The sequence below is a fragment of the Musicola paradisiaca NCPPB 2511 genome (genome assembly GCF_000400505.1).
GTDB lineage: Bacteria > Pseudomonadota > Gammaproteobacteria > Enterobacterales > Enterobacteriaceae > Musicola > Musicola paradisiaca.
The window spans coordinates 4363644-4387684 of the sequence record NZ_CM001857.1; the positions used below are offsets into that span (position 1 = coordinate 4363644).

At 56.6% G+C, this 24041-nt stretch carries 22 protein-coding genes and 2 pseudogenes; 16 read left to right on the plus strand and 8 right to left on the minus strand.

Annotation, left to right across the window (positions count from 1 at the left end):
- The first annotated feature begins 158 nt into the window (after positions 1-158).
- The gene (metJ, locus tag DPA2511_RS19515) at positions 159-476 is read left to right on the plus strand and encodes a met regulon transcriptional regulator MetJ (RefSeq protein ID WP_015855437.1); all 318 of its coding nucleotides are present in this window, start codon (positions 159-161) and stop codon (positions 474-476) included.
- A 118-nt stretch (positions 477-594) separates the two neighbouring features.
- Here the strand turns inward: metJ and rpmE are convergent, their stop codons facing one another.
- On the minus strand, positions 595-810 hold the full coding sequence (gene rpmE / locus DPA2511_RS19520; protein WP_015855438.1) for a 50S ribosomal protein L31: 216 nt from the start codon (positions 808-810) through the stop codon (positions 595-597).
- Between the two features lie 229 nt (positions 811-1039).
- Here rpmE and priA point away from each other — a divergent pair, with 229 nt between their 5' ends.
- The 7 genes from priA to rraA all read left to right on the plus strand — a co-directional run bounded on the left by priA (position 1040) and on the right by rraA (position 9319).
- Positions 1040-3235, plus strand: coding sequence for a primosomal protein N' (gene priA / locus DPA2511_RS19525; protein ID WP_015855439.1), 2196 nt, complete (start codon positions 1040-1042; stop codon positions 3233-3235).
- Positions 3236-3544: 309 nt separating this feature from the next.
- A complete protein-coding gene (cytR, locus tag DPA2511_RS19530; protein ID WP_015855440.1) occupies positions 3545-4615 on the plus strand; it encodes a DNA-binding transcriptional regulator CytR in 1071 nt (356 codons plus the stop codon).
- A gap of 53 nt (positions 4616-4668) precedes the next feature.
- Complete coding sequence (gene ftsN / locus DPA2511_RS19535; RefSeq protein ID WP_023638522.1) at positions 4669-5610, plus strand: cell division protein FtsN; 942 nt, start codon at positions 4669-4671, stop codon at positions 5608-5610.
- A 200-nt stretch (positions 5611-5810) separates the two neighbouring features.
- Positions 5811-6341 (plus strand): ATP-dependent protease subunit HslV, encoded by a 531-nt coding sequence (hslV, locus tag DPA2511_RS19540; RefSeq protein ID WP_015855442.1) that lies wholly within the window; start codon positions 5811-5813, stop codon positions 6339-6341.
- 9 nt (positions 6342-6350) lie between these two features.
- Positions 6351-7682, plus strand: coding sequence for an HslU--HslV peptidase ATPase subunit (gene hslU / locus DPA2511_RS19545; protein WP_015855443.1), 1332 nt, complete (start codon positions 6351-6353; stop codon positions 7680-7682).
- A 106-nt stretch (positions 7683-7788) separates the two neighbouring features.
- Complete coding sequence (locus DPA2511_RS19550; protein ID WP_015855444.1) at positions 7789-8706, plus strand: 1,4-dihydroxy-2-naphthoate polyprenyltransferase; 918 nt, start codon at positions 7789-7791, stop codon at positions 8704-8706.
- 127 nt (positions 8707-8833) lie between these two features.
- Entirely contained in the window at positions 8834-9319 is a 486-nt protein-coding gene (rraA, locus tag DPA2511_RS19555) for a ribonuclease E activity regulator RraA (RefSeq protein WP_015855445.1), read from the plus strand.
- A 49-nt stretch (positions 9320-9368) separates the two neighbouring features.
- On the opposite strand, the gene zapB is transcribed toward rraA, so the two are convergent.
- On the minus strand, positions 9369-9611 hold the full coding sequence (gene zapB / locus DPA2511_RS19560) for a cell division protein ZapB (protein WP_015855446.1): 243 nt from the start codon (positions 9609-9611) through the stop codon (positions 9369-9371).
- Between the two features lie 543 nt (positions 9612-10154).
- Here zapB and DPA2511_RS19565 point away from each other — a divergent pair.
- From DPA2511_RS19565 to fpr, 4 genes are all read left to right on the plus strand, one after another.
- Entirely contained in the window at positions 10155-11000 is an 846-nt protein-coding gene (locus DPA2511_RS19565) for an MIP/aquaporin family protein (RefSeq protein ID WP_015855447.1), read from the plus strand.
- Between the two features lie 26 nt (positions 11001-11026).
- Positions 11027-12538: a glycerol kinase GlpK gene (gene glpK, locus DPA2511_RS19570; RefSeq protein ID WP_015855448.1), complete on the plus strand. Its 1512-nt coding sequence runs from the start codon at positions 11027-11029 to the stop codon at positions 12536-12538.
- Positions 12539-12669: 131 nt separating this feature from the next.
- Positions 12670-13680: a class II fructose-bisphosphatase gene (gene glpX / locus DPA2511_RS19575; RefSeq protein ID WP_015855449.1), complete on the plus strand. Its 1011-nt coding sequence runs from the start codon at positions 12670-12672 to the stop codon at positions 13678-13680.
- Positions 13681-13761: 81 nt separating this feature from the next.
- Positions 13762-14505, plus strand: a complete 744-nt coding sequence (fpr, locus tag DPA2511_RS19580) for a ferredoxin--NADP(+) reductase (RefSeq protein WP_015855450.1) — start codon at positions 13762-13764, stop codon at positions 14503-14505.
- 5 nt (positions 14506-14510) lie between these two features.
- Here fpr and DPA2511_RS19585 read toward each other — a convergent pair whose 3' ends face one another.
- Entirely contained in the window at positions 14511-14936 is a 426-nt protein-coding gene (locus DPA2511_RS19585; RefSeq protein WP_015855451.1) for a DUF805 domain-containing protein, read from the minus strand.
- Between the two features lie 154 nt (positions 14937-15090).
- On the opposite strand from DPA2511_RS19585, the gene DPA2511_RS19590 reads away from it, so the two are divergent.
- The 3 genes and pseudogenes from DPA2511_RS19590 (at position 15091) to phoA (ending at position 18252) form a co-directional block, all read left to right on the plus strand.
- Positions 15091-15684, plus strand: a complete 594-nt coding sequence (locus tag DPA2511_RS19590) for a DUF1454 family protein (protein ID WP_015855452.1) — start codon at positions 15091-15093, stop codon at positions 15682-15684.
- 124 nt (positions 15685-15808) lie between these two features.
- On the plus strand, positions 15809-16576 hold the full coding sequence (tpiA, locus tag DPA2511_RS19595) for a triose-phosphate isomerase (RefSeq protein ID WP_015855453.1): 768 nt from the start codon (positions 15809-15811) through the stop codon (positions 16574-16576).
- A 303-nt stretch (positions 16577-16879) separates the two neighbouring features.
- Positions 16880-18252: pseudogene (gene phoA / locus DPA2511_RS22190) on the plus strand (alkaline phosphatase).
- A 91-nt stretch (positions 18253-18343) separates the two neighbouring features.
- Here phoA and aguA read toward each other — a convergent pair.
- The 5 genes from aguA to DPA2511_RS19635 form a co-directional block, all read right to left on the minus strand.
- Positions 18344-19444, minus strand: coding sequence for an agmatine deiminase (gene aguA, locus DPA2511_RS19610; RefSeq protein ID WP_404821607.1), 1101 nt, complete (start codon positions 19442-19444; stop codon positions 18344-18346).
- Positions 19445-20329 (minus strand): N-carbamoylputrescine amidase, encoded by an 885-nt coding sequence (gene aguB / locus DPA2511_RS19615; protein ID WP_015855456.1) that lies wholly within the window; start codon positions 20327-20329, stop codon positions 19445-19447.
- Between the two features lie 353 nt (positions 20330-20682).
- Complete coding sequence (gene pfkA / locus DPA2511_RS19625) at positions 20683-21645, minus strand: 6-phosphofructokinase (protein ID WP_015855457.1); 963 nt, start codon at positions 21643-21645, stop codon at positions 20683-20685.
- Between the two features lie 209 nt (positions 21646-21854).
- Entirely contained in the window at positions 21855-22751 is an 897-nt protein-coding gene (fieF, locus tag DPA2511_RS19630) for a CDF family cation-efflux transporter FieF (protein WP_015855458.1), read from the minus strand.
- Positions 22752-22859: 108 nt separating this feature from the next.
- A complete protein-coding gene (locus tag DPA2511_RS19635; RefSeq protein ID WP_015855459.1) occupies positions 22860-23336 on the minus strand; it encodes a 2TM domain-containing protein in 477 nt (158 codons plus the stop codon).
- A 249-nt stretch (positions 23337-23585) separates the two neighbouring features.
- Between DPA2511_RS19635 and DPA2511_RS22195 the strand changes: the two are divergent.
- A pseudogene (locus DPA2511_RS22195) lies at positions 23586-24040 on the plus strand (NUDIX hydrolase).
- Position 24041: the final 1 nt, after the last annotated feature.

Consider the following 24041-nt stretch of genomic DNA (forward strand, 5'->3'; position numbering starts at 1 on the left):
AGAGGATTTCAAGAGTAAACGCAGAAGTAATGGACGTCAACACATCTAGACTTCTAAACTTCTTTGCGTATAGATTGAGCATCCCTGGAATAACCGTTAGAATTATGGTGCTTCATGACAGTGGCAGTTTTCATCACGATCAATTTTTAAGGTATCCCATGGCTGAGTGGAATGGCGAGTACGTAAGCCCATATGCGGAACACGGCAAAAAAAGCGAGCAGGTAAAGAAAATAACGGTATCTATCCCGTTGAAGGTATTGAAGATCTTGACGGACGAACGTACCCGTCGTCAGGTGAACAACCTGCGTCACGCAACCAACAGTGAATTATTGTGCGAGGCGTTTCTGCACGCATTCACCGGCCAGCCTCTGCCAGACGACGACGATCTGCGCAAGGAACGCCATGACGAAATTCCCGAAACCGCCAAGGTCATCATGCGCGAAATGGGCATCGATCCGGATACGTGGGAATACTAACGGCGGCACGACGCCATCCAGGGCAATCGGCATTCGACAGAAACAACAAAGGCACCCGCGGGTGCCTTTGTTTTGGCCGCTATTCGCGACCGGCGCATCACGCCTGAAATGGCAGTGATTACTTCTTCACGCCCGGAACGCTGAAGCGTTTGTTGAAACGCTCAACACGACCACCAGTGTCAACAACGCGCTGTTTGCCGGTGAAGAACGGGTGGCAGGCGGAGCACACGTCCAGGTTCAGATCGCGCGCGACGGTAGAACGGGTTTTGATGACATTACCGCAAGAACAGGTAGCGGTAATTTCAACGTAATTCGGGTGAATACCTTCTTTCATGGGAAACCTCTGTTAAGGCCGTGTCGCTATCCAGCCCTTTTCCGCCAGACACCACACGAAGTTGAGTTAAACGAGCTTTATACCACACGGTACAAAGGCGGCGGATCATACAGAAATTAACCAGATGATGCAATCATATCGGCAGGCGCCGCCTGCGCCGTGTACAATCTGACGCCGTAGTCCGGCGATGCCCGCATCGCCTCATTCACCTGAACTTCACGGAGATGCGATGACCATTGCCCAGGTTGCCTTGCCGGTACCGCTAACGCGCACGTTCGACTACCGCCTGACAGCGGACATGGCGCCTGTACCGGGTATGCGCGTCAGCGTCCCCTTCGGCAACCGTCGGATGATCGGCATAGTCACCGCATTGAGCGACAACAGCGAATTGCCTATGGATCAGCTTAAAACCGTCCATCAGGTTATTGACGACACCTCTCTGTTCCCCGCCAACCTGTGGCGCATTCTGCTATGGGCCGCCGATTACTATCACTACCCGCCTGGCGAAGTGCTGTTCCATGCGCTGCCGATCCTACTGCGTCAGGGGAAACCCGCGCATACCGCGCCGCTCTGGCAATGGTTCGCCACCGAACAGGGGCGGGCCACACCGCCCTTATCGCTGAAACGCGCGCCCAAACAGCAGCAGGCGCTGGCGGCGTTGCTGCAGGCTCCGCTGTATCGTCATCAGGTAGATGAACTGGGTTTGACCGACGCCGCGCTACAGGCATTACGCAGTAAAGGGCTGTGCGAGCTGCGTGCGTTATCCCGGCAGGTTCGGGACTGGCGGCAGGATTTCCGGCTGGCGGAAGAACGGTTGCGCCTCAACACCGAACAGGCGACCGCAGTCGGCGCCATCCGCGCCGGCGACGATGGGTTCCACGCCTGGCTGCTGGCCGGCATCACCGGCTCGGGCAAAACCGAGGTCTATCTCAGCGTTCTGGAAAATGTGCTTGCGCAGGGCAGACAGGCGCTGGTGCTGGTGCCTGAAATCGGACTGACGCCTCAAACCATCGCCCGCTTCCGCGATCGCTTCAATGCGCCGGTAGACGCCCTGCACTCCGGGTTGAACGACAGCGAACGGCTGGCGGTCTGGCTGCGCGCCCGCAGCGGGGAAGCCGCCATCGTCATCGGCACCCGATCCGCGTTGTTCACGCCTTTCGCCCGGCTGGGCGTTATCGTCATCGACGAAGAACACGACGGCTCCTACAAGCAGCAAGAGGGCTGGCGCTACCACGCGCGGGATCTGGCGGTGTTCCGGGCCCGCCAGGAAAACATCCCGGTGATTATGGGATCCGCCACGCCCGCACTGGAAACGCTCTACAACGCGCAGAACGGCAAGTACCAGCTGTTGAGGCTCAGCAAACGCGCCGGCAATGCCAGCCTGGCGCGTCAGCACATACTGGATTTAAAAGGACTACCGCTGACGGCCGGGCTGTCCCAACCGCTTATCGGCCGCATCCGTCACCACCTTACCGCGGGCAATCAGGTCATTCTGTTCCTGAACCGTCGGGGGTTCGCGCCGGTGGTGATGTGTCACGAATGCGGCTGGATTGCCGAATGCCCCCGTTGCGACAGCTACTACACGCTGCACCAACACCAGCACATGCTGCGCTGCCATCACTGCGACAGCCAGCGCGGCATACCGCAACAATGCCCAGAATGCGGCTCCACACACCTGGTTCCGGTGGGGTTGGGTACCGAACAACTGGAACAGGCGCTGCCTGAACTGTTTCCCGATACGCCGATCACCCGGATCGATCGCGACACCACCAGCCGTAAAGGCGCGCTGGAACAACAGCTCGCCCAGGTACGTCAGGGCGGCTCACGCATTCTGATCGGCACACAGATGCTGGCCAAAGGGCACCATTTCCCGGACGTGACGTTGGTCGCGCTACTGGATGTGGACAGTTCGCTGTTCTCCGCTGATTTCCGCGCCACCGAGCGCTTCGCCCAGCTCTATACCCAGGTTTCCGGCCGCGCGGGGCGGGCGGGCAAAGCAGGCGAGGTCATTCTGCAAACGCATCACCCCGAGCATCCGCTGCTGCAGACGCTGCTGCAGCAAGGGTATGACGCCTTTGCCGGCCAGACGCTAAAAGAGCGCCAGAGCGTGCTGCTGCCGCCGTTCACCAGCCACGTTCTGTTTCGCGCCGACGACCACGATAACCAGCAGGCTCATGTCTTTCTGCAACAGCTGCGTAATCTGCTGGAGGCCAGCCCGCTGCGGGATGAGTCGCTCTGGTTGATGGGGCCGGTTCCGGCGCTGCAACCCAAACGCGCCGGGCGGTTTCGCTGGCAGTTGCTGCTACAACATCCCTCCCGTTCCCGTCTCCAGCAGGTAATACGTTCATCAATGCCGTTAATCGACACGCTGCCCCAGGCCCGGCGGGTAAAATGGGTGCTGGATGTTGACCCAACCGACAGTTGAAGCGCTAGGATGCAGTTACTATTTCTACATCCCGCTCGGATGCCTATTTTGCGGGCACGCCCGAAAAACAGACAACACAATCGAGATCGGCACGACGTAATTCATAAAACTTGTGTACCCTCTGTCAGGTGTGGCGGGAGAACCGCATGACGAACAGGCGTCGGCCGGTTTTTATGCTGTCATAATTCCCGGCTTTTCCTGTCGTCGAAATGGAAGCGTACCGCCCCGACAAGAAACGCTATCAACGACCGTCATATCTGACAGTCAGGCAACAGCGCCAGTTGACGCTGACGCAAGGAGGAAAAAGCGTTGGAGCAAAACAGACATATCTCGCCCGCTACCATGAAGGACGTTGCGGACAAGGCCGGTGTATCGACCGCCACCGTGTCCCGGGCGCTGACTCATCCGGAAAAGGTTTCCGCCGCTACACGGCAGAAAGTGGAAGAAGCGGCGCTAGCTGTAGGATACGCGCCGAATACCCTCAGTCGCCATGTCAAACGCCATGAATCCAGAACCATTCTGGTCGTCGTGCCCGATATCTGCGATCCTTTTTTCTGCGATATCTTGCGCGGCATTGAAGAAACCGCGGCGGAACGCGGCTATCTGGTGTTGATCGGCGATTGCGCCCACCAGCGCCAAAATGAAAAAACCTTTCTCGATTTGATCATCACCCGGCAAATCGACGGCATCCTGTTGCTGGGCTCACAGCTGCCTTTCGACGCCGGCAAGGAAGAACAACGTAGCCTGCCGCCGATGGTGATGGCCAACGAATTTTCGCCAGAGCTCGGCCTGCCGACCGTACACATCGATAACCTCACCGCTGCGTTTGAAGCCGTCAGCTACCTGCACCATCTGGGGCATCAACGTATCGCCTGCATCGCCGGGCCGGAACAACTGCTGCTCAGCGAGTACCGCCTGCAGGGCTACATTCAGGCGCTGCGGCGCTGCGGGCTGCCTGTCGATAATCAATACATCATTCGCGGCGATTTCGATTACGAAACCGGTTCGCGCGGGCTGACGCGCTTGATGTCACACCCGACGCCGCCGACTGCGGTGTTCTGCCACAGCGATGTTATCGCCATGGGCGCCTTGTCGCAGGCGCGCAAAATGGGGCTGGATATCCCCCGGGATTTGTCACTGATAGGGTTTGATGACATCGATCAAGCCAGTTATTGTTTCCCCCCACTGACTACAGTGGCGCAGCCGCGTTATGAAATAGGGCGCGAGGCCACGCTGCTGCTGCTGGCGCAGTTGCTCCACCATACGGTGCCCAACGGTTCGCGGTTGCTCTCCAGCGAGTTGGTGATTCGTGAAAGCACCGCCGCTCCCGGCCCACGACCGGCGGGCTTTAAGAGTGCAGGTGCTGGTCAAATATTTTAGGGTTCAGTAACATGACGGCCTGTTACTTTTTTACTTAAATCAGCGAACTTACTGTGGCACAAAGAGACTATGTCAGCCGAGGGCGCTCAGGTGCGCAACGGAAGAAGACATCCAACCGAAGAAGAGGGGGCTCTTCGCGCACGTCCAAAACCATGGTGGCGCTTGCCGTCGCCGTATTGGTTACTTTCGCGGGCGGATTGTACTTCATCTCTCACAATAAACCGGGCGACAACACAGTGATTCCTCGCACGGGGCCGCAAGGTAACGGGCTGCCGCCAAAACCGGAGGAGCGCTGGCGTTATATCAAAGAGTTGGAAAACCGCCAGATTGGCGTAGCCTCGCCGACGGAGCCTTCCGCCGGTGGCGAAATCCGGTCGACGTCACAGTTGACGGACGAACAACGTCAGTTGCTGGAGCAGATGCAGTCGGACATGCGCCGCCAGCCGACGCCGCTCAATGAAGTGCCGTATAACGACCAGAGTCAGGCTATACGCACCCAAAACAGTCTCAAACCGCAGACCGTTGTGCCCGTCATTCCGGGCAGCAACAGCGCGACATCCGCCATCGCGCCGCGCCCCCTGGCGCCGGCAACCTCATCGCATCAGCCCACAACGACGAACTCGACGGCGGTAAAACCGACGCCTTCCACGCAAAAACCGGCACTTGCTGAAACGAAAAAAGAGACGGCGAAGACGGATAAACAGGACACCGCTCAGAAAGAGACCGCTAAAAACGAGCCTAAACAGCAGGAAAGCAAACCGGAAAAAGAACAGCGCTGGATGGTGCAGTGCGGTTCGTTCAAAACCGTCGAACCGGCGGAATCCATACGTGCCGAGCTGGCCTTCGCCGGGATGGAAAGCCGTATCGCCAGCAGTGGCGGCTGGCACCGAATCATACTCGGGCCCTACACCAGCCGTACTGCGGCTGATAAAGCGGCGCAAAAACTCAAAGGTATGGGCCAATCCAATTGCATCCCGTTGGCAGCCGGGGGTTGAAAAAAACCCCGGTTCCCCCCACTTAATCGTCAATATTCCCCGCATCATGTGGGTAATGCCAATCAACCAATCGACAGACCGGCACGTTTCGCGGCCGTGGGCGTCATCAGCGCCCCGCCGTATACGCTCCCGCAAACCTGGTTCGGATGAGGGCACTACGCCTCCGTGGGGGTTCTTTTCTCAGTAACGGGGACAAGCTCGTGACAACTATTGTAAGCGTTCGCCGTAATGGCCAGGTCGTGATTGGCGGTGACGGCCAAGCCACCCTGGGCAACACGGTAATGAAAGGAAACGTGCGCAAAGTGCGCCGTCTGTACAACGACCGGGTCATCGCCGGTTTCGCCGGCGGCACCGCCGATGCCTTCACGCTGTTCGAGTTGTTCGAGCGTAAGCTGGAGCTGCATCAGGGCCATCTGGTGAAAGCCGCCGTCGAGTTGGCAAAGGACTGGCGTACCGATCGCATGCTGCGTCGGTTAGAAGCGTTGCTGGCCGTCGCCGATGAAAACGCATCACTGATCATTACCGGCAACGGCGACGTTATTCAGCCGGAAAACGATCTGATCGCCATCGGCTCAGGCGGCCCCTATGCCCAGGCCGCCGCACGCGCCTTGCTGGAAAATACCGAACTGAGCGCGCGGGAAATCGTCGAAAAAGCCCTGGGTATTGCTGGTGACATCTGCATTTACACCAACCAGTTCCACACCATCGAAGAGTTAGCCTCCAAGGCGTAAGGATTCACTATGTCTGAAATGACCCCGCGCGAAATAGTCAGCGAGCTGGATAGCCACATCATCGGACAGGACAAGGCGAAACGCGCCGTGGCCATCGCGCTGCGCAACCGCTGGCGCCGTATGCAGTTGGAAGAAGATCTGCGTCACGAAGTCACACCGAAAAACATCCTGATGATTGGGCCGACCGGCGTGGGTAAAACAGAAATCGCCCGTCGTTTGGCCAAACTGGCCAATGCGCCCTTCATCAAGGTTGAAGCCACCAAGTTCACCGAAGTCGGCTATGTCGGCAAAGAAGTCGACTCCATCATCCGCGATCTGGCCGATGCCGCCATTAAAATGGTGCGTCAGTTGGCGGTAGAGAAAAACCGCTACCGCGCCGAAGAACTGGCGGAAGAACGCATTCTGGATGTCCTGGTGCCGCCGGCCAAAAACAACTGGGGGCAAACGGAAGAAAGTAACGAGCCCTCCCCGGCTCGCCAGGCTTTCCGCAAAAAACTGCGCGAAGGTCAGCTGGATGACAAAGAAATTGAAATCGAACTGGCGGCCGCGCCGGTCGGCGTAGAAATCATGGCGCCGCCGGGAATGGAAGAGATGACCAACCAGTTGCAGTCCATGTTTCAAAACCTGGCCGGACAGAAGCAAAAATCCCGCAAAATCAAAATCAAGGATGCGTTCAAACAACTGGTGGAAGAAGAAGCCGGCAAGTTGGTCAATCCGGAAGAGCTGAAGCAGCAGGCGATTGATGCGGTAGAACAGCACGGCATCGTGTTTATCGACGAGATCGATAAAATCTGCAAACGCGGTGAAACCTCCGGCCCGGATGTCTCCCGCGAAGGGGTTCAACGCGATCTGCTGCCGTTGGTTGAAGGCTGCACCGTTTCTACCAAGCACGGCATGGTGAAAACCGACCACATCCTGTTTATCGCATCCGGCGCATTCCAGGTCGCCAGCCCGTCGGATCTGATCCCCGAATTGCAGGGCCGTTTGCCGATTCGTGTGGAACTGCAGGCGCTAACCACAGAAGACTTCGAACGTATTCTGACGGAACCAAGTGCAGCGCTGACCGAGCAATACAAGGCGCTGATGGCGACCGAAGGCGTAAACATCGAGTTCGCGCAGGATGGCATCCGTCGAATTGCCGAGGCGGCGTGGCAAGTCAACGAACGCACGGAAAATATCGGCGCGCGCCGTCTGCACACGGTGCTGGAGCGTCTGATCGAAGACATCTCCTACAACGCCAGCGAAATGGGTGGTCAAACCGTGACGATTGATGCAGATTACGTACGTAGTCACCTTGACGAGCTGGTAGCAGATGAAGATCTGAGCCGATTTATCTTATAATCCGCGCTCACGGATCGCACTGGTAGCAGACATGTGGGAGGCCTCGCCTCCCACATGTTTTTTATCAGCGGCGCCTGTCACTCTTATCCCTGAACTGAAACGCACCATGACTTCATTAGCACATAGCAATAAAACCAAAGCCTGGCTGGACAGTCTGCGTCCCAAGACACTACCGCTGGCGTTTGCCTCCATCGTTACCGGAACGGCTATCGCCTGCTGGCATGGCAGCTTCAAACCGGGCGTCGCGCTGTTGACCCTGTTTACCGCCGGTTTGCTGCAAATCCTGTCCAATTTGGCCAACGACTATGGCGATGCGGTAAAGGGGAGCGACAAAGAAGACCGTATTGGTCCGTTGCGCGGTATCCAGACTGGCGCCATCACACTGGCGGAACTACGCAGAGCACTGCTGATCACTATCCTGCTGACCGTCGTTTCGGGCAGCGTACTGGTCACGCTGGCCTGTGAAAAACCAGGGGATATCGTGGCGTTTCTGGGGCTGGGGTTGCTGGCCATTGTTGCCGCCATCACTTATACCGTGGGCAATAAGCCCTATGGCTATATCGGTTTGGGTGATATCTCCGTACTGATCTTCTTTGGCTGGCTCAGCGTAGCGGGTTCCTACTATCTGCAAACCGGCTATTTCGACAGCATCGTGATCCTTCCGGCGACCGCCTGCGGTCTGCTGGCCGTCGCCGTGCTCAATATCAACAACCTGCGCGATATCGATAGCGATCGGGAAAACGGCAAGAACACCCTGGCCGTGCGGCTCGGCTCGCACAAAGCACGCTGTTATCACATGGGATTGCTGATGACCGCGCCGGTCTGTCTGGCGCTGTTCGCCACGTTTTATCTGCATACGCTGACGGGTTGGCTATTTATTCTGGCGTTACCGTTGCTGGTCAAGCAGGGGTGCTATGTCCTGCGGGAAACCACGGCATTCAGCATGCGGCCAATGCTGGAAAAAACCGTCAAAGGTGCGCTATTGACCAACCTGCTGTTCGCCGTCGGCGTCTTGCTGAGCTGAAACCGGCGCGGGATAGACTCATCGTCGTTTACTGACGCTGGTCAAGGTGTCCGTTGATGATTTTGCCAACACCAGCCAGAAAGGGATATACTCCATTCACCTTGTCAGCGGCAACGACGTGAGTCCTATGAAATACGATACTTCCGAACTGTGTGATATCTATCATGAAGAGGTGAATGTAGTTGAACCTCTTTTCTCCAATTTTGGCGGACGTAGCTCATTCGGTGGAAAAATCACCACGGTAAAATGCTTTGAGGATAACGGCCTGTTGTTCAATGTGCTGGAAGAGAATGGCTGGGGGAAGGTGCTGCTGGTAGACGGCGGCGGTTCGGTTCGCAGAGCGTTGATTGATGCCGAACTGGCACGACTGGCGACACAGAACGAGTGGGAAGGCATTGTGATATACGGTGCTGTGCGTCAGGTTGACGACCTGGCCGAACTGGATATCGGCATTCAGGCCATGGCAGCAACGCCTGCTGGTGCAGCCAGTGAAGGGACGGGTGATACCGATGTTCGAGTCAACTTCGGTGGAGTCACTTTTTTCTCCGGCGACCATCTGTATGCCGACAGCACCGGCATCATCCTTTCTGAAGATCCGCTGGATCTGGAATAACGCACCATACAGCGAAAAGGGCGTCCATCGGACGCCCTTCTCATAAATCTTACTGCACGTCTTCCATTTTCCCCAGCAACGCACGCAGACGTTCCTGCCAGATGCCGTGTTCCTGCTGCAATTGTTCGTTTTCGCGTACCAACGCATCACGATTGCCCGCAACATTCTGTACTTCCTGCTCCAGCGCCGCGTTTTTCTCTTTCAGCTCTTCGATTTCCATCTGCAACAGCGCAATGGTGTCGATCGCCTGCTGAACCTTCGCTTCCAGTTTCTCAAATACTTCAAATGACATACTTCTAACCCCTATTCATCGCAAGGCATAAACCGGTCAACACAGATGCATCACGAAATGTCATACCTTGACTCTGGCGCTCGTCACATTACGTCACCGGACGTAACGGCCTCGGCTGATTGTATGTAGCCAGTCTGAACCTGTCCAGCGCACAGCCGGCAACTGGCGACTCTGCCACCTTTATGGGCCATGCCCTATCGGTGATATCCGGAAAAAACTGTAGGATGATTATCCTTCCCAGCCAATGTTAAACTATTTTACATAATAATTAACACCACCCACGCGACAGCCAACAGCCATTGCCGTTGAATTAAGCGAATTCACTCATTTTATTGACGCACAACACACATTTTAATTTCGATATTTCTCGTTTTCGAGCATTAACGATAAATTCACACCAAATACACATCATGGGCCTGCATACCAATGTGGGAAACCGCGCCGTATCTTCCTACAGACAAATATGCAGGCCCAGAACATAGCAGGCGCATTTAATTCGTCTGCTTATAATCATAATGCTGTATAAAAAGCAGGAACATGAGTATGACTCAATCTGAACTCTCTACCCTTAAAGGCCAGTGCATTGCTGAATTCCTCGGCACCGGCCTGCTGATTTTCTTTGGCGTTGGCTGTGTCGCGGCTCTCAAACTGGCAGGTGCCAGCCTGGGCCTATGGGAAATCAGCATCATCTGGGGGCTTGGTGTGGCGATGGCGATCTACCTCACCGCCGCCATATCCGGTGCCCACCTTAATCCCGCAGTGACCATCGCCTTGTGGCTGTTCGCCTGTTTTGATGGCCGCAAAGTCTTGCCCTACATCGTTTCTCAGGTCGCCGGCGCGTTCTGTTGCGCAGCGCTGGTATACGGCCTTTACTACAACCTGTTCCTTGACATCGAACAGACCCACAACATGGTGCGAGGCAGCCTGGAAAGTCTGGATCTCGCCGGCATCTTCTCCACCTATCCCAATCCGCATATTTCCGTCGCTCAGGCGTTTCTGGTGGAAATGGTGATCACCGCCATTCTGATGTGTCTGATTTTGGCGCTGACGGATGACGGCAACGGCATTCCGCGCGGCCCGCTGGCGCCGTTGCTGATTGGCATCCTGATCGCAGTCATCGGTGCGTCCATGGGGCCGTTGACCGGCTTCGCCATGAATCCGGCGCGCGATGCAGGTCCAAAACTGTTTGCATTCCTGGCGGGCTGGGGCAAAGTTGCACTCACCGGCGGCCGGGATATTCCTTACATTCTGGTGCCCATTTTCGGCCCCATTGTTGGCGCCTGCCTTGGCGCATTTGGCTATCGTGCCCTGATTGGTCGTAACCTGCCGTGCGATGTTTGCGCCGCCGACGACGATACGACCGCCTCTGCAGAACCCCGCAAAATGTAATGCGTCAACCCTACAGGATTATATTTATGAGTCAGGAAAAGAAATACATTGTCGCCCTTGATCAGGGAACCACCAGCTCCCGCGCGGTCGTACTGGATCACGATGCCAACATCGTCAGCGTATCCCAGCGCGAGTTTCCTCAGATTTACCCTAAACCAGGATGGGTAGAGCACGATCCGATGGAAATCTGGGCCTCACAGAGCTCAACGCTGGTAGAGGCATTAGCCAAAGCAGGTATCAGCAGTGATGAAGTCGCTGGCATCGGCATCACCAACCAGCGAGAAACGGTGGTGGTATGGGAAAAAGAAACCGGCAAACCCATCTACAACGCTATCGTCTGGCAATGCCGCCGTACCGCCGACATCTGTGAAAAGCTGAAAAAAGACGGTTTGGAAGAGTATATTCGCGCCAATACCGGCCTGGTGGTCGACCCTTATTTCTCCGGCACCAAAGTGAAGTGGATTCTGGATCACGTCGACGGCGCCAGAGATCGCGCCAACCGGGGCGAACTGCTATTAGGCACCATTGATACTTGGCTTATCTGGAAAATGACCCAGGGGCGTGTGCACGTCACCGACTACACCAACGCCTCCCGCACCATGCTGTTCAATATCCACAAACTGGATTGGGATGAACGCATGCTGGAAGCGCTGGATATCCCCCGTTCCATGCTGCCTCAGGTTCGCCCCTCTTCCGAAATGTATGGGCAGACCAATATCGGCGGCAAAGGCGGCACGCGCATTCCTATCTGCGGGATTGCCGGCGATCAGCAAGCGGCATTATACGGCCAGCTGTGCGTCCAGCCGGGCATGGCGAAAAACACCTACGGTACGGGCTGCTTCCTGCTGATGAACACCGGCACCGAGGCCGTCGCTTCCCGTCATGGCTTGCTGACGACCATCGCTTGCGGGCCGCGCGGCGAAGTGAACTACGCGCTGGAAGGGGCCGTGTTCATCGGCGGCGCCTCTATCCAATGGCTGCGTGACGAACTGAAACTGATCAACGACGCCGCGGATTCCGAATATTTCGCCACCAAAGTGAAAGACACCAATGGCGTATACGTCGTGCCGGCGTTCACTGGCCTGGGTGCACCCTATTGGGATCCTTACGCACGCGGCGCTATTTTCGGCCTGACCCGAGGCGCCAACGCCAACCACATTATTCGCGCAACGCTGGAGTCTATCGCCTTCCAAACCCGCGATGTGCTGGACGCCATGCAGGCGGATGCCGATACCCGTCTGCAATCGCTGCGGGTGGATGGTGGCGCGGTCGCCAACAACTTCCTGATGCAGTTCCAGTCCGATATCCTGGGGACGCGCGTTGAACGTCCGCAGGTTCGTGAGTCCACCGCATTGGGCGCCGCATTCCTGGCAGGCCTTGCAACCGGGTTCTGGAACGATTTGGACGAAGTGAAGAGCAAAACCGCTATCGAGCGGGAATTCCGCCCCAGCATCGAAACCGTTGAGCGTAACTTCCGTTACCGCGGCTGGCAGAAAGCCGTTGAACGTGCGCGCAACTGGGAAGATCACGACGCCTGATATCGCCATAATCTTTGATCGGGCGCGGTTCACGCGCCCTTTTTTATCCCTATCCATTCCTCTTTCATTCAAATCGCTGTGCTACCATTACCGCCCGTTATCCCCGATTAATGACGAACGGACAGGTATCCATGAAACGTGAATTGGCCATCGAATTCTCCCGTGTCACCGAAGCTGCAGCGCTGGCTGGTTACAAATGGCTGGGGCGCGGCGACAAGAACGCCGCTGATAACGCAGCCGTACAGGCTATGCGCATCATGCTCAATCAGGTCAACATCAATGGCCAGATAGTGATTGGTGAAGGCGAAATCGACGAAGCGCCCATGCTCTACATTGGCGAGCAAGTAGGCACCGGCGAAGGCGACGCAGTCGACATCGCCGTCGACCCGATTGAAGGCACCCGCATGACCGCCATGGGGCAAGCCAATGCACTGGCCGTACTGGCTGTGGGCGAAAAAGGCGCATTCCTGCACGCGCCGGACATGTACATGGAAAAACTGATTGTCGGCCCGCAGGCCAAAGGCGCTATCGACCTGTCGCGTCCGCTGGAGGAAAACCTGCGTCATATCGCCAACACGTTGGGTAAACCGCTGGATCAGCTTACCGTCATCACGCTGGCGAAACCGCGCCACGACACAGTCATCGCCGATATGCAAAAGCTCGGAGTGAAAGTCTTCGCCATTCCCGATGGCGATGTGGCGGCGTCAATCCTGACCTGCATGCCGGAAAGCGAGGTGGATGTGCTCTATGGCATCGGCGGCGCGCCGGAAGGCGTGATTTCCGCAGCGGTCATCCGTGCGCTGGACGGCGATATGCATGGCCGTTTGCTGGCCCGTCACCAGGTTAAAGGCGACAGCGAAGAAAACCGTCGGCTGGGCCTGGAGGAGCTGGCGCGTTGCCAGGAAATGGGCATTGAAGCCGGCAAGGTATTGACGCTCGACGACATGGCGCGCAACGACAACATCATTTTCTCCGCCACAGGCATCACCAAAGGCGACCTGCTGGAGGGGATCTCCCGACGCGGCAACATCGCTACGACGGAAACGCTACTGATCCGCGGCAAATCCCGCACGATCCGCCGTATCAGTTCGACACACTATCTGGATCGTAAGGATCAGACGCTGCACGAGTTTTTGTTATAACCCGATGGTTTCAATGTGGTTAATGAATGGCGTATCGTAACCTCTGCGCTACGCAGACACCGGAAACAGGAGCATGACACCATGGCAGAATGGGTGACCGGCAAAGTGATTGAGGTTGAACACTGGACGGAAAATTTATTCAGTCTCCGGCTGGAGGCGCCAATAGCGCCTTTTACCGCCGGGCAGTTTGCCAAACTGGCGCTGGAGCGGGATGGTGAGCGCGTGCAACGCGCCTATTCCTACGTCAATGCGCCGAGCAACAACAGACTGGAGTTCTATCTGGTTGCCGTCCCGGATGGGCAGCTCAGCCCGTACCTGCATCGCTGTCAACCGGGCGACGAAGTGCTGGTAACGCAGGAAGCTGCCGGGTTTTTCGTACTGGAAGAAGTGCCGGATTGCGACACGCTTTGGATGCTGGCCACCGGTACCGCCATCGGCCCTTATCTGTCGATTTTGCAGGAAGGGCGCGACCTGGCGCGTTTCCAGCATATTGTCCTGGTGCATGCCGCTCGTTACGCTCGCGATCTGAGCTATCTGCCGCTGATGCAACAGTTGCAACAACGTTACGGCGATAAGCTGCGGCTTCAGACCATCGTCAGCCGCGAAACGGCGCCCGGTTCCCTGACTGGACGTGTTCCGGCGTTGATCGCCAGCGGCGAACTGGAATCCGCCGTCGGATTGCCGCTCGACCAAACCAGCCACGTCATGCTGTGCGGCAACCCGCAAATGGTGCGCGACACCCAGCAATTACTGAAAGAAACGCGCCAGATGAGCAAGCACCTGCGCCGCCGCCCCGGTCATATCACCAGTGAGCATTACTGGTAAGGCGCTTACCAGGAACGGAGCTGCAACAGCTCCGTCTCCTTACCAAAACGATTAGCCCCCACCGTACCGGCAAACATACCGCAATCCAGCAGGGTCATGACCATAATCAGCATCGGCAAAAAACGCCCCAGCACCCACTGGCCCATGTCCGGCAACATGTACCAATTGCCGTTGCCCAGCATCCAGGCCAGTACCAGCAACAGTGCCCACCAGCCGCTTTTGCCGCGATCGTGCAGCCTTTTCACCAGTACCGCTGCCGTCGGCCATATCAGCGCCACCAGCATGAATGCTGCGGTCTGCGTATTCAGCAATCCTGCGCCCGCCAGCATAAACAACCCGACCGTCAACGCCAGCCAGATAGCCATCCACAACCAGAAATCTCGCCGACCGGTACGGCCTCGAAAGGAAAAACACCATTGCTGTATCGTCATCAGTTTTTATTCCTGCCACCGCTTTTTGGTCACGATTTTACCTTAAGCAAAGGATTTACCCGCTTTTTTTATCCGTTTTTTGACAACCGCTCACGAATGCCGCTTAATCACACAGCATATCTGTCACACGACTGCGTTAAGTGATGAAGACGCCATGAAAAACGCCTTGCCGATCTTTTACTGTCTCGCCACCGCGCTGTTCGGAGCCTTCCCGGCGTGGGGCGATCCGTTGTTTCAGCAAAAACCGCCGACCGCAGCGCCTTATCTGCTGGCCAGCGCCCCCACGTTCGATATGAACATCGTGCAATTCCGAACTCGCTACAACCTTAGCAACCCGTCATTACCGATTAGCGAATACCGGGTAGTGGATACCGGCGAAAACTCCCCGACCCTGACCCGAGCCGCCAGCCGCATCAACGATTACCTCTACTCATCCACTGCGTTGGAAAAAGGCACCGGAAAAATCAGAACGATGCAGATCACCTGGTTGCCGCGCCCCAAAGATACCGACGAAAGCGGCCGCCGCAAGCAGGCCATCGACTATATGGCGGCGTTGCTGCGCACCTTCATGCCCTCCCTGACTAACGAACAGAGCCTGAAAAAGGTCGATATGTTGCTGGGAAAAGGCAAAGGCCACCGTTTCTATCAGCAAACGGAAGGCGCACTACGTTATGTGGTGGCAGACAATGGTGAAAAAGGGCTAACTTTCGCTGTTGAACCGATTAAGCTCACGCTATCTGATTCGTGATCGAAGCAGTAATTAGACACGAAAAACAGAGCCACAGTAGGGTTCATCTTTTATACTGTCATCCAGATGGGCTGCCTGACGCAGCCCGCATTGACTAACTCGCTATTCCGCTGGAGGAAAAAAGATGCGACATCCCTTAGTTATGGGCAACTGGAAGCTGAACGGAAGCACCAACATGGTTCTCGAGCTGATCGCCGGGCTGCGTAAAGAGCTGAGCACGGTTGATGGCTGTGGTGTCGCCATTGCGCCGCCGGCCTTGTATCTGGACCAGGCCAAGCATCAACTGTCGGGCAGCCGTATCGCGCTGGGCGCACAGAATGTGGACGTCAATCTTTCAGGCGCGTTTACCGGTGAAACCTCTGCGGCAATGTTGAAAGATCTCGGTGCCAAATACATCATCATCGGCCACTCCGAGCGCCGGACATACCACCATGAAAGCGATGAATTCATTGCCAAAAAATTTGCCGTTCTGAAAGAAACCGGCCTGATTCCGGTACTGTGCATCGGTGAAACCGAAGCCGAAAACGAAGCCGGCCAGACCGAAGCCGTCTGCGCCCGTCAGCTGGACGCCGTCCTGAACACACTCGGCGCTCAGGCATTTGAAAATACCGTCATTGCCTACGAACCGGTATGGGCTATCGGTACCGGCAAATCCGCCACCCCGGCGCAGGCTCAGGCCGTGCACAAATTCATTCGCGATCACATCGCTAAACAAGATGCCGCCATTGCAGCCCAGGTCATCATCCAGTACGGCGGTTCCGTCAACGCGGCCAACGCCGCCGAGCTGTTCACCCAGCCAGATATCGACGGCGCGCTGGTGGGCGGCGCATCGCTGAAAGCCGATGCCTTCGCCGTCATCGTGAAAGCTGCGGCGGAAGCCAAAAAAGCCTGATACCACGCGGCACCGGCTTGGCGGGTTAAGGTGTAACGGAACCGAGGAGGCCATCTTCTTTCCGTCTCCCTTTACCAGCCGCATTGATGGCTCCACTCCGGAGCCATCAATGATTTAGTCCATCCCTCTCCACCACGACGAGTGGCGTTCCTTCTCCACCGCCGCGACTATTTTTAGCCGTTACCCTTAGATTCATCATTCTGTCATCTCTTGCCTTTAGGTTTACCGCCCACAACCTTCGTAACAATTCTTTAAGGCGAGTAAAAAATAATGATCAAGAAGACCCTGATTTCCTCTCTGGTAATGACACTGGTTGCCGCTAATGCCATCGCTGCCGATGCCGCCTACGTTCGTCAGGCCGCAGGCGATATCACTCAGCCAGGCGGCGCACGCCGTCTCAGTGCCGATCAAACTGAAATGCTGAAGGCGGCGCTCAATGCCAAAACGGCAAAAAACGTCATTCTGCTGATTGGCGATGGCATGGGAGACTCTGAAATTACGGTAGCCCGCAACTATGCAATGGGCGCCGGCGGTTTTTTCAAAGGCATTGACGCTTTGCCATTAACCGGCCAATACACCCATTACTCACTGGATAAAAAAAACCCGCAAACCGGATTACGTGACCGACTCCGCTGCGTCCGCCACGGCCTGGTCAAGCGGTGTGAAAAACCTACAACGGCGCGCTGGGCGTGGATGTTGACGGCAAAGACCACAAAACCCTGCTGGAAATCGCCAAAGCAGCGGGCAAAGCCACCGGCAACGTCTCCACCGCCGAATTGGAAGACGCTACCCCAGCAGCCATGATCTCGCACGTCACTTCCCGTAAATGTTACGGCCCGGAAAAAACCAGCCAACAATGCGCCACCAATGCGCAGGAAAACGGCGGCCGCGGTTCTATTGCCGAACAACTGCTGGTTGCCCGCGCCGACGTCACGCTGGGCGGCGGTGCGGCGACATTCAAAGAAGTGGCCAAGGCAGGCAAATATCAGGGTAAAACGCTGCTGGAACAGGCGCAGGCGCTGGGCTATAACCTGGTGACTGATCTGGACAGCCTTAGCGCAGTGAACGTGGCCAGTCAGAACAAACCGGTGCTGGGCCTGTTTGCCGACGGCAATATGCCGGTACGCTGGCAGGGGCCGAAAGCCTCCTATCACGGCAATCTCGACAAGCCGGTTATCACCTGCGAGCCAAATGCACAGCGTACAGCTGCAACGCCGACACTGGCACAAATGACAGACAAAGCCATCCAATTGTTGAGTAAGAACAAAAATGGGTTTTTCCTGCAGGTTGAAGGCGCGTCTATCGACAAACAAGACCACGCCGCCAACCCATGCGGCCAGATCGGCGAAACGGTAGATCTGGATGAAGCGGTTCAGAAAGCGCTGGAATTTGCCCGTCGTGACGGCAATACGCTGGTGATCGTCACCGCCGACCACGCGCACTCCAGCCAGATTATCGAGAATGGCGCCAAAGCGCCGGGTCTGACGCAGGCGCTGAACACCAAAGACAACGCCGTCATGACCATCAGCTACGGCAATTCGGAAGAGGAATCACAGGGTCATACCGGCACTCAGCTACGTATCGCGGCTTACGGCCCGCACGCCGCCAACGTGGTAGGGCTGACTGACCAGACTGACCTGTTCTACACCATGAAAAGCGCCATGGGCCTGAAATAACCCTCGGGCAGCCATCCCTACACCATTGTCCTAAAACAACGGGCCGGATAACGGCCCGTTGTTTTTTTATCGAGGGTTGACGCACGCAAACCTAACGCAACGCGCTGGGAATCTGTTGCGTAATACAATGAATATTACCGCCGCCCAGCAGAATTTCACGGGCAGGTACGCCGGTTATCAAATAGTCGGGAAACATCTGTTGCAGCAGCGCATGCGCATCGGCGTCAGTACGTGTATCCAGCAACGGATAGATAATTTGCCGGTTGCTGATCAGGAAGTTGACATAAGAACCCGCCAGCCGCGACCCGGCGTTACGCTCGATGGCATTGCCTTCATCGACGCCCGCTGTTTCCTCCGGCGTGGCGTACAGTGGCCCCGGCGCCGGCAATTTCCAGATGTTCAACGCCCGGCCTTTAGCATCTCGTGCCTGTGAGAGCACCCGATACGCCGCCTGCGAACGGTGGTACTGCGGGTCGGTTTCATCGTCAGTCCAGTGCAAGGCCACTTCACCGGGGCGCACGAAACAGCACATATTGTCGATATGGCCGTCGGTTTCGTCGTTATACACGCCCTCTTCCAGCCAGATGAAAGAAGACACGCCGAGATAATCCCGCAACAGTTGTTCAATCTGCGCCTGGTTCAAGTGCGGATTGCGGTTCGGGTTCAGCAGACACTCGGCGGTGGTCAGCAACGTACCTTCGCCATCGGTATGGATGGAACCGCCTTCCAGAATCAGCGGTGCGGCGTAACGCGCATCGCCGTGATACGCCAGCACCTGCGCGGCGACCTGTTCGTCACGACGCCAGTCTTGGTACAACCCGCCCAATGCGCCGCCCCAGGCGTTGAACCGCCAGTCGACGCCGCGGCGTTCGCCGGCCTCATTCAGCACCACAGTCGGCCCGGTGTCGCGCATCCAGGCGTCATCGCTTTCCATCTCCACCAGCGTGACACCGGCCGGCATGACGCTTTTGGCGAGTGTCATTTGGTCACGCGGCACGCCCATGATGACCGGCGTGGTCTGTGCAATAGCGGCGGCAACGGCGGCAAAAATACGCTGCGCTGGGATGACGTCACCTTGTGATCGCCAGTTGTCACGGCGATACGGCCACAACATCCATACGGCCTCATGCGGCGCCCATTCCGCCGGCATGGCGAACCCGTCCTGCAACGGCGTAGTCAGTTCGGACATCATTTATCTCCAGGTCTTGCCGTCGGACGTACCGATCACGCCATACATGTCCGGACGGCGATCGCGGAACAGCCCCCAGGACGCGCGCTGTGCGGCGATGGCGTCCAGGTCGAACTCGTGCACCAGCACCGTTTCCGCCGTCTTGTCGGCTTGCGCCACCAGCGCCCCGGTTTGATCAGCGATGAATGACGAACCGTAGAACGTCATTTCCAGGCCATCGATATATTTGCTGGCCTCGGTACCGATACGGTTGGAGGCGATCACCGGAACCAGGTTGGCAGCGGCGTGCCCCTGCTGCACACGAGTCCAGTGCGGCTGACTGTCGATATCCGGATACGCCGGTTCGGAACCGATGGCGGTCGGATAGAAAATCAGCTCCGCCCCCTTGAGTGCCAGACAGCGGGCCGTTTCCGGGAACCACTGATCCCAACAGATGCCTACGCCGACTTTGGCGTAGCGGGTCTGCCATACTTTGAAACCGGTATCACCCGGAATAAAGAACTGCTTTTCCTGATAGGCCGGGCCGTTCGGAATATGGGTTTTGCGATACACGTCCAGCACGCTGCCGTCGGCGTCGATCATCACCAGCGAATTGTAGTAGGCGTTATTGGCGCGCTCGAAGAAACTCAACGGCAACACCACCTCCAGCGCCTTCGCCAGCGCGGCGAAGTGTTTGATAAGCGCGCTGGTTTCCAAATCCTGGGCCAGCGCATAATGTTCCGGGCTCTGATCGATGCAGAAGTAAGGCGCGGCAAACAGTTCCTGAATCAGGATGATTTGCGCCCCCTGAGCATGAGCCTGCCGCACCAGTTTTTCGGCATTTTCGATATTCTTTGGCAAATCCCAGGTGCAGGCCATCTGAGTGGCGGCGACGGTAACTTTTGTCATGCGAGAACCTCAATAATTTTGTTTCTTCCCACCGTCAGACGGCAACGCATGCTGACGACGAAACCCCGGTAAAAAGTGTAGGCCAACAATGACCCCGATGCGCCGAAACAACCATCGCCAACGGCGTCATGCCGTATCGCGCAACAAAAATCCGGCGACAGCATTATGCCCGTGAATCATGACGGCGAGGACATTTCCCCCGCTTTAATGTCCCGTCGTTTTTATGGCTGATCAGTGTTTGTAGACGCATTAATAACAAATCCCGCCCAGGGAGGTATGGCGTGTTTAACATTCGCCACATCCCCCTGCGAGCGGGATTTCATCGCCGGACGCGCACGCATCCGGCGGTTACATCAGAACAATTTCTTGGCGGTATCAAGCCAATCGCCCCGGAATGGGCGCTTCATGTTCTCGATGGCGTCGATAATATCATGGTGAACCAGTTTTTCATTCTGGATACCGACGCAACGGCCGCCGTACCCCTGCTGCAGCAGTTCGATAGAGTAGGCGCCCATGCGCGAGGCCAGAATACGATCATAGGCGACCGGAGAACCGCCGCGCTGGATATGGCCCAGTACGGTGGCGCGGGTTTCACGCCCGGTTTCCGTCTCAATGTAATGCGCCAGATCAGCGACATCACACATCAGCTCGGTAATCGCCACGATGGCGTGCTTCTTCCCTTTGGCGATACCCGCTTTGATCTCTTCCACCAAATCTTCTTTTTTGAAGTCCACTTCCGGTACGACGATGAATTCGCAACCACCGGCGATCGCGGCGGCCAGCGTCAGGTCGCCGCAGTGGCGGCCCATCACTTCGACAATGGAGATACGCTGGTGGGAAGACGAGGTATCGCGCAGGCGGTCAATGGCTTCCACCACCGTTTCCAGCGCCGTGAAATAGCCGATGGTGTAGTCTGTCCCCGCCACGTCATTATCAATAGTGCCCGGCAGGCCGATACAGGGAAAACCCATTTCCGTCAGGCGTTTGGCCCCCATGTAGGAACCGTCTCCGCCGATAACCACCAACGCATCCAGACCACGTCGCTTCATGTTTTCCACACAAACCTGACGCACAGACTCCTCACGGAAAGCCGGAAAACGCGCGGAACCCAGAAACGTCCCGCCGCGGTTGATGACATCGGACACGCTATAGCGGTCCAGTTGTTTCATACGGTCTTCGTACAAACCCAGATAGCCGTCATAGATCCCGAACACTTCCAGACCTTCCGTCAGCGCAGCGCGCACCACGCCCCGGATGGCAGCGTTCATCCCCGGCGCATCACCACCACTCGTTAACACTCCGATTCTATTAATCATGACAACCTCTGGATTTGTAGATGTAAATTCGCAGATTTTCTATCGCGAGGCCGGGTCAATACTGGCGAGCCTCTAACCTTTTATAAGCATATTATAACAAAAGGCCTTAGCTGAATTGATTCAGGTCAGGCATAAGTTCCTATAAATATCCATTGCATGTCACACTTTTACAACACCTTTCAATGACAGCGAGATGACCGAGCTTAGCGTTACCAGCGTCCCCGCTGCTCAAGCGGAACAATCGAAATAGGGTCTTGGTGGATAATAACGTCGGAACCGGGAAAACGTTTGAGCAATGCCTGCTCCAGCGCATCCGCAATACTGTGAGACTCAATCAACGGCAGTTGGTCATCCATTTCCAGGTGGAGCTGGATAAAACGGGTCGGCCCCGAACGGCGAGTACGCAGTTGGTGCGCACCGTTGACGCCGGGCCATGAAGCGATCATTCGGGTGATTTCCTGCCGTTCTTCATCCGGCAGGGCGCGATCGAGCAAAGATTGGATAGCGTCATAGGCCATACGCAATGCACTGGACAGGATATAGACGCCAATCCCCAATGCAAATACCGCATCCGCCCAGCCAATGCCGCGCCAGCTCAAGAACAATGCCACCAGAATGGCGCCGTTCATCAGCACATCGGACTGGTAATGCAACATGTCCGCCCGCACCGCCTGGCTTTGGGTCTTGCGGATCACCCAACGCTGGAAACTGACCAGCAGAATAGTGATCACCAATGCAAAAACCGTAATCCACATCCCCAATTCAGGGCCGTTCAATGGTTGAGGCGTACTCAGCCGCTGTACCCCGTTAAGCAACAGGAACAGCGCCGATCCGGAAATAAACATACTTTGTGCCAGCGCCGCCAACGATTCAGCCTTACCATGGCCGAAGGTATGTTCCGTATCGGCAGGCTGCAATGAGTAACGCACGACCAGCAGATTCACCAGCGACGCGGCGATGTCCACCAGCGAATCCACCAATGACGCCAGCAAACTCACCGAACCGGTGTACCACCAGGCATACACCTTCATACCGAATAAAAACAGCGCCGTGGCGGTGGCCAGAAAAGCGGCCATTGTCACCAGGCGAGCGTAATGATAATTCATACCCATCTCCTGCCAAAACGAGGAAACAAGTATAACGAATTCCGGCACCGAAGAACCGTGACACTTTACAGAGCACGCCAGCCGACGTGCCCTATCACCAAGATCCGGCTACTCATGGCGCTGCCGCAGCAGTTTTTGCAGGCGCTCCTGCTCCCAGCGGGACATCCTCCCGCGAAGCCAGAAAATCTTGACGCCTTTTAACACCACCAGCCCTCCCCAGATCAGCGGTACCCAGAAAAACCAGCGGTGCCCCGACCCGGTCATCTGGTTCACGATAAACAACACCACGCTGACCAACACCATGAGGATCAGGCTGCGCCAGAAACGGCTTTCCTGACGTACCTGCCGCCGCGCATCTTGAATGCGCTGTTCCAGCGACTCGCCGCTAACCGTCTGTTCGCTTTCTTCCGTCATCAGTTCGGCCACATTGACGCCAAACGCGGCGGCGATCGCGCTCAATGTCTCCAGGCTGGCGCGCTCGCCATTCTCGATACGCTGGATGGTTCTGACGCTCAGGGAGGAGAGCTCCGCCAATTGTTCCTGAGACCAGGCTCGGGCAAGGCGTAATGTCTTAATCGAATTCATGTTCGTTTTCCTGTTGTTGTGAAAAACAGTGGTGAAAAACAGCTGTGAAAAACGATGCCAGCTTATGCCAGCCTTCCCACCCGCGACACGACAGCAACCCGACAGGCACACGACAGTAACCCGACACCTGCTGGAATCAGGGCCGAGGCGCCTTCCACGACGCCTCGACAAACCGGAGGGCGGGCGTAAAATTTCACGTCACACACAGGATTGCGCCCGTTCGGCGCCATTAGATAGCTTGAGGATATCATGAGAAAACGCCCCGCTTCCCGCTTTCTGGTCATCAATGCGCAACTGCATGTGTTGCTGTTTCGCTTTGAACATAAGGATGACGCCATGGCTGGCCGAGCCTACTGGGCAACGCCCGGCGGAGCGCTCGAAGCGGGTGAATCCTTCACTCAGGCGGCTATCCGTGAACTGTGGGAAGAAACGGGTCTGAACATCACCGACCCTGGAGAGGAAATCGCCCAACGGGAATTCGTCATGATGATGCCGAATGGCAAAGAAGTCTTGGCGGACGAGCGCTACTTCATTATTCGCATTCAGTATCACGATCTGGATTGCAGCCAGTGGACCGAGCACGAAAAAAAATTATGCGGCGCTACCACTGGTGGGGAATGGATGAACTACGCCAGACGCAGGAAACGGTGTATCCCGACAATCTGCCCGCGTTACTGGAGCCTTATTTGTCGATAACGCGGTAAA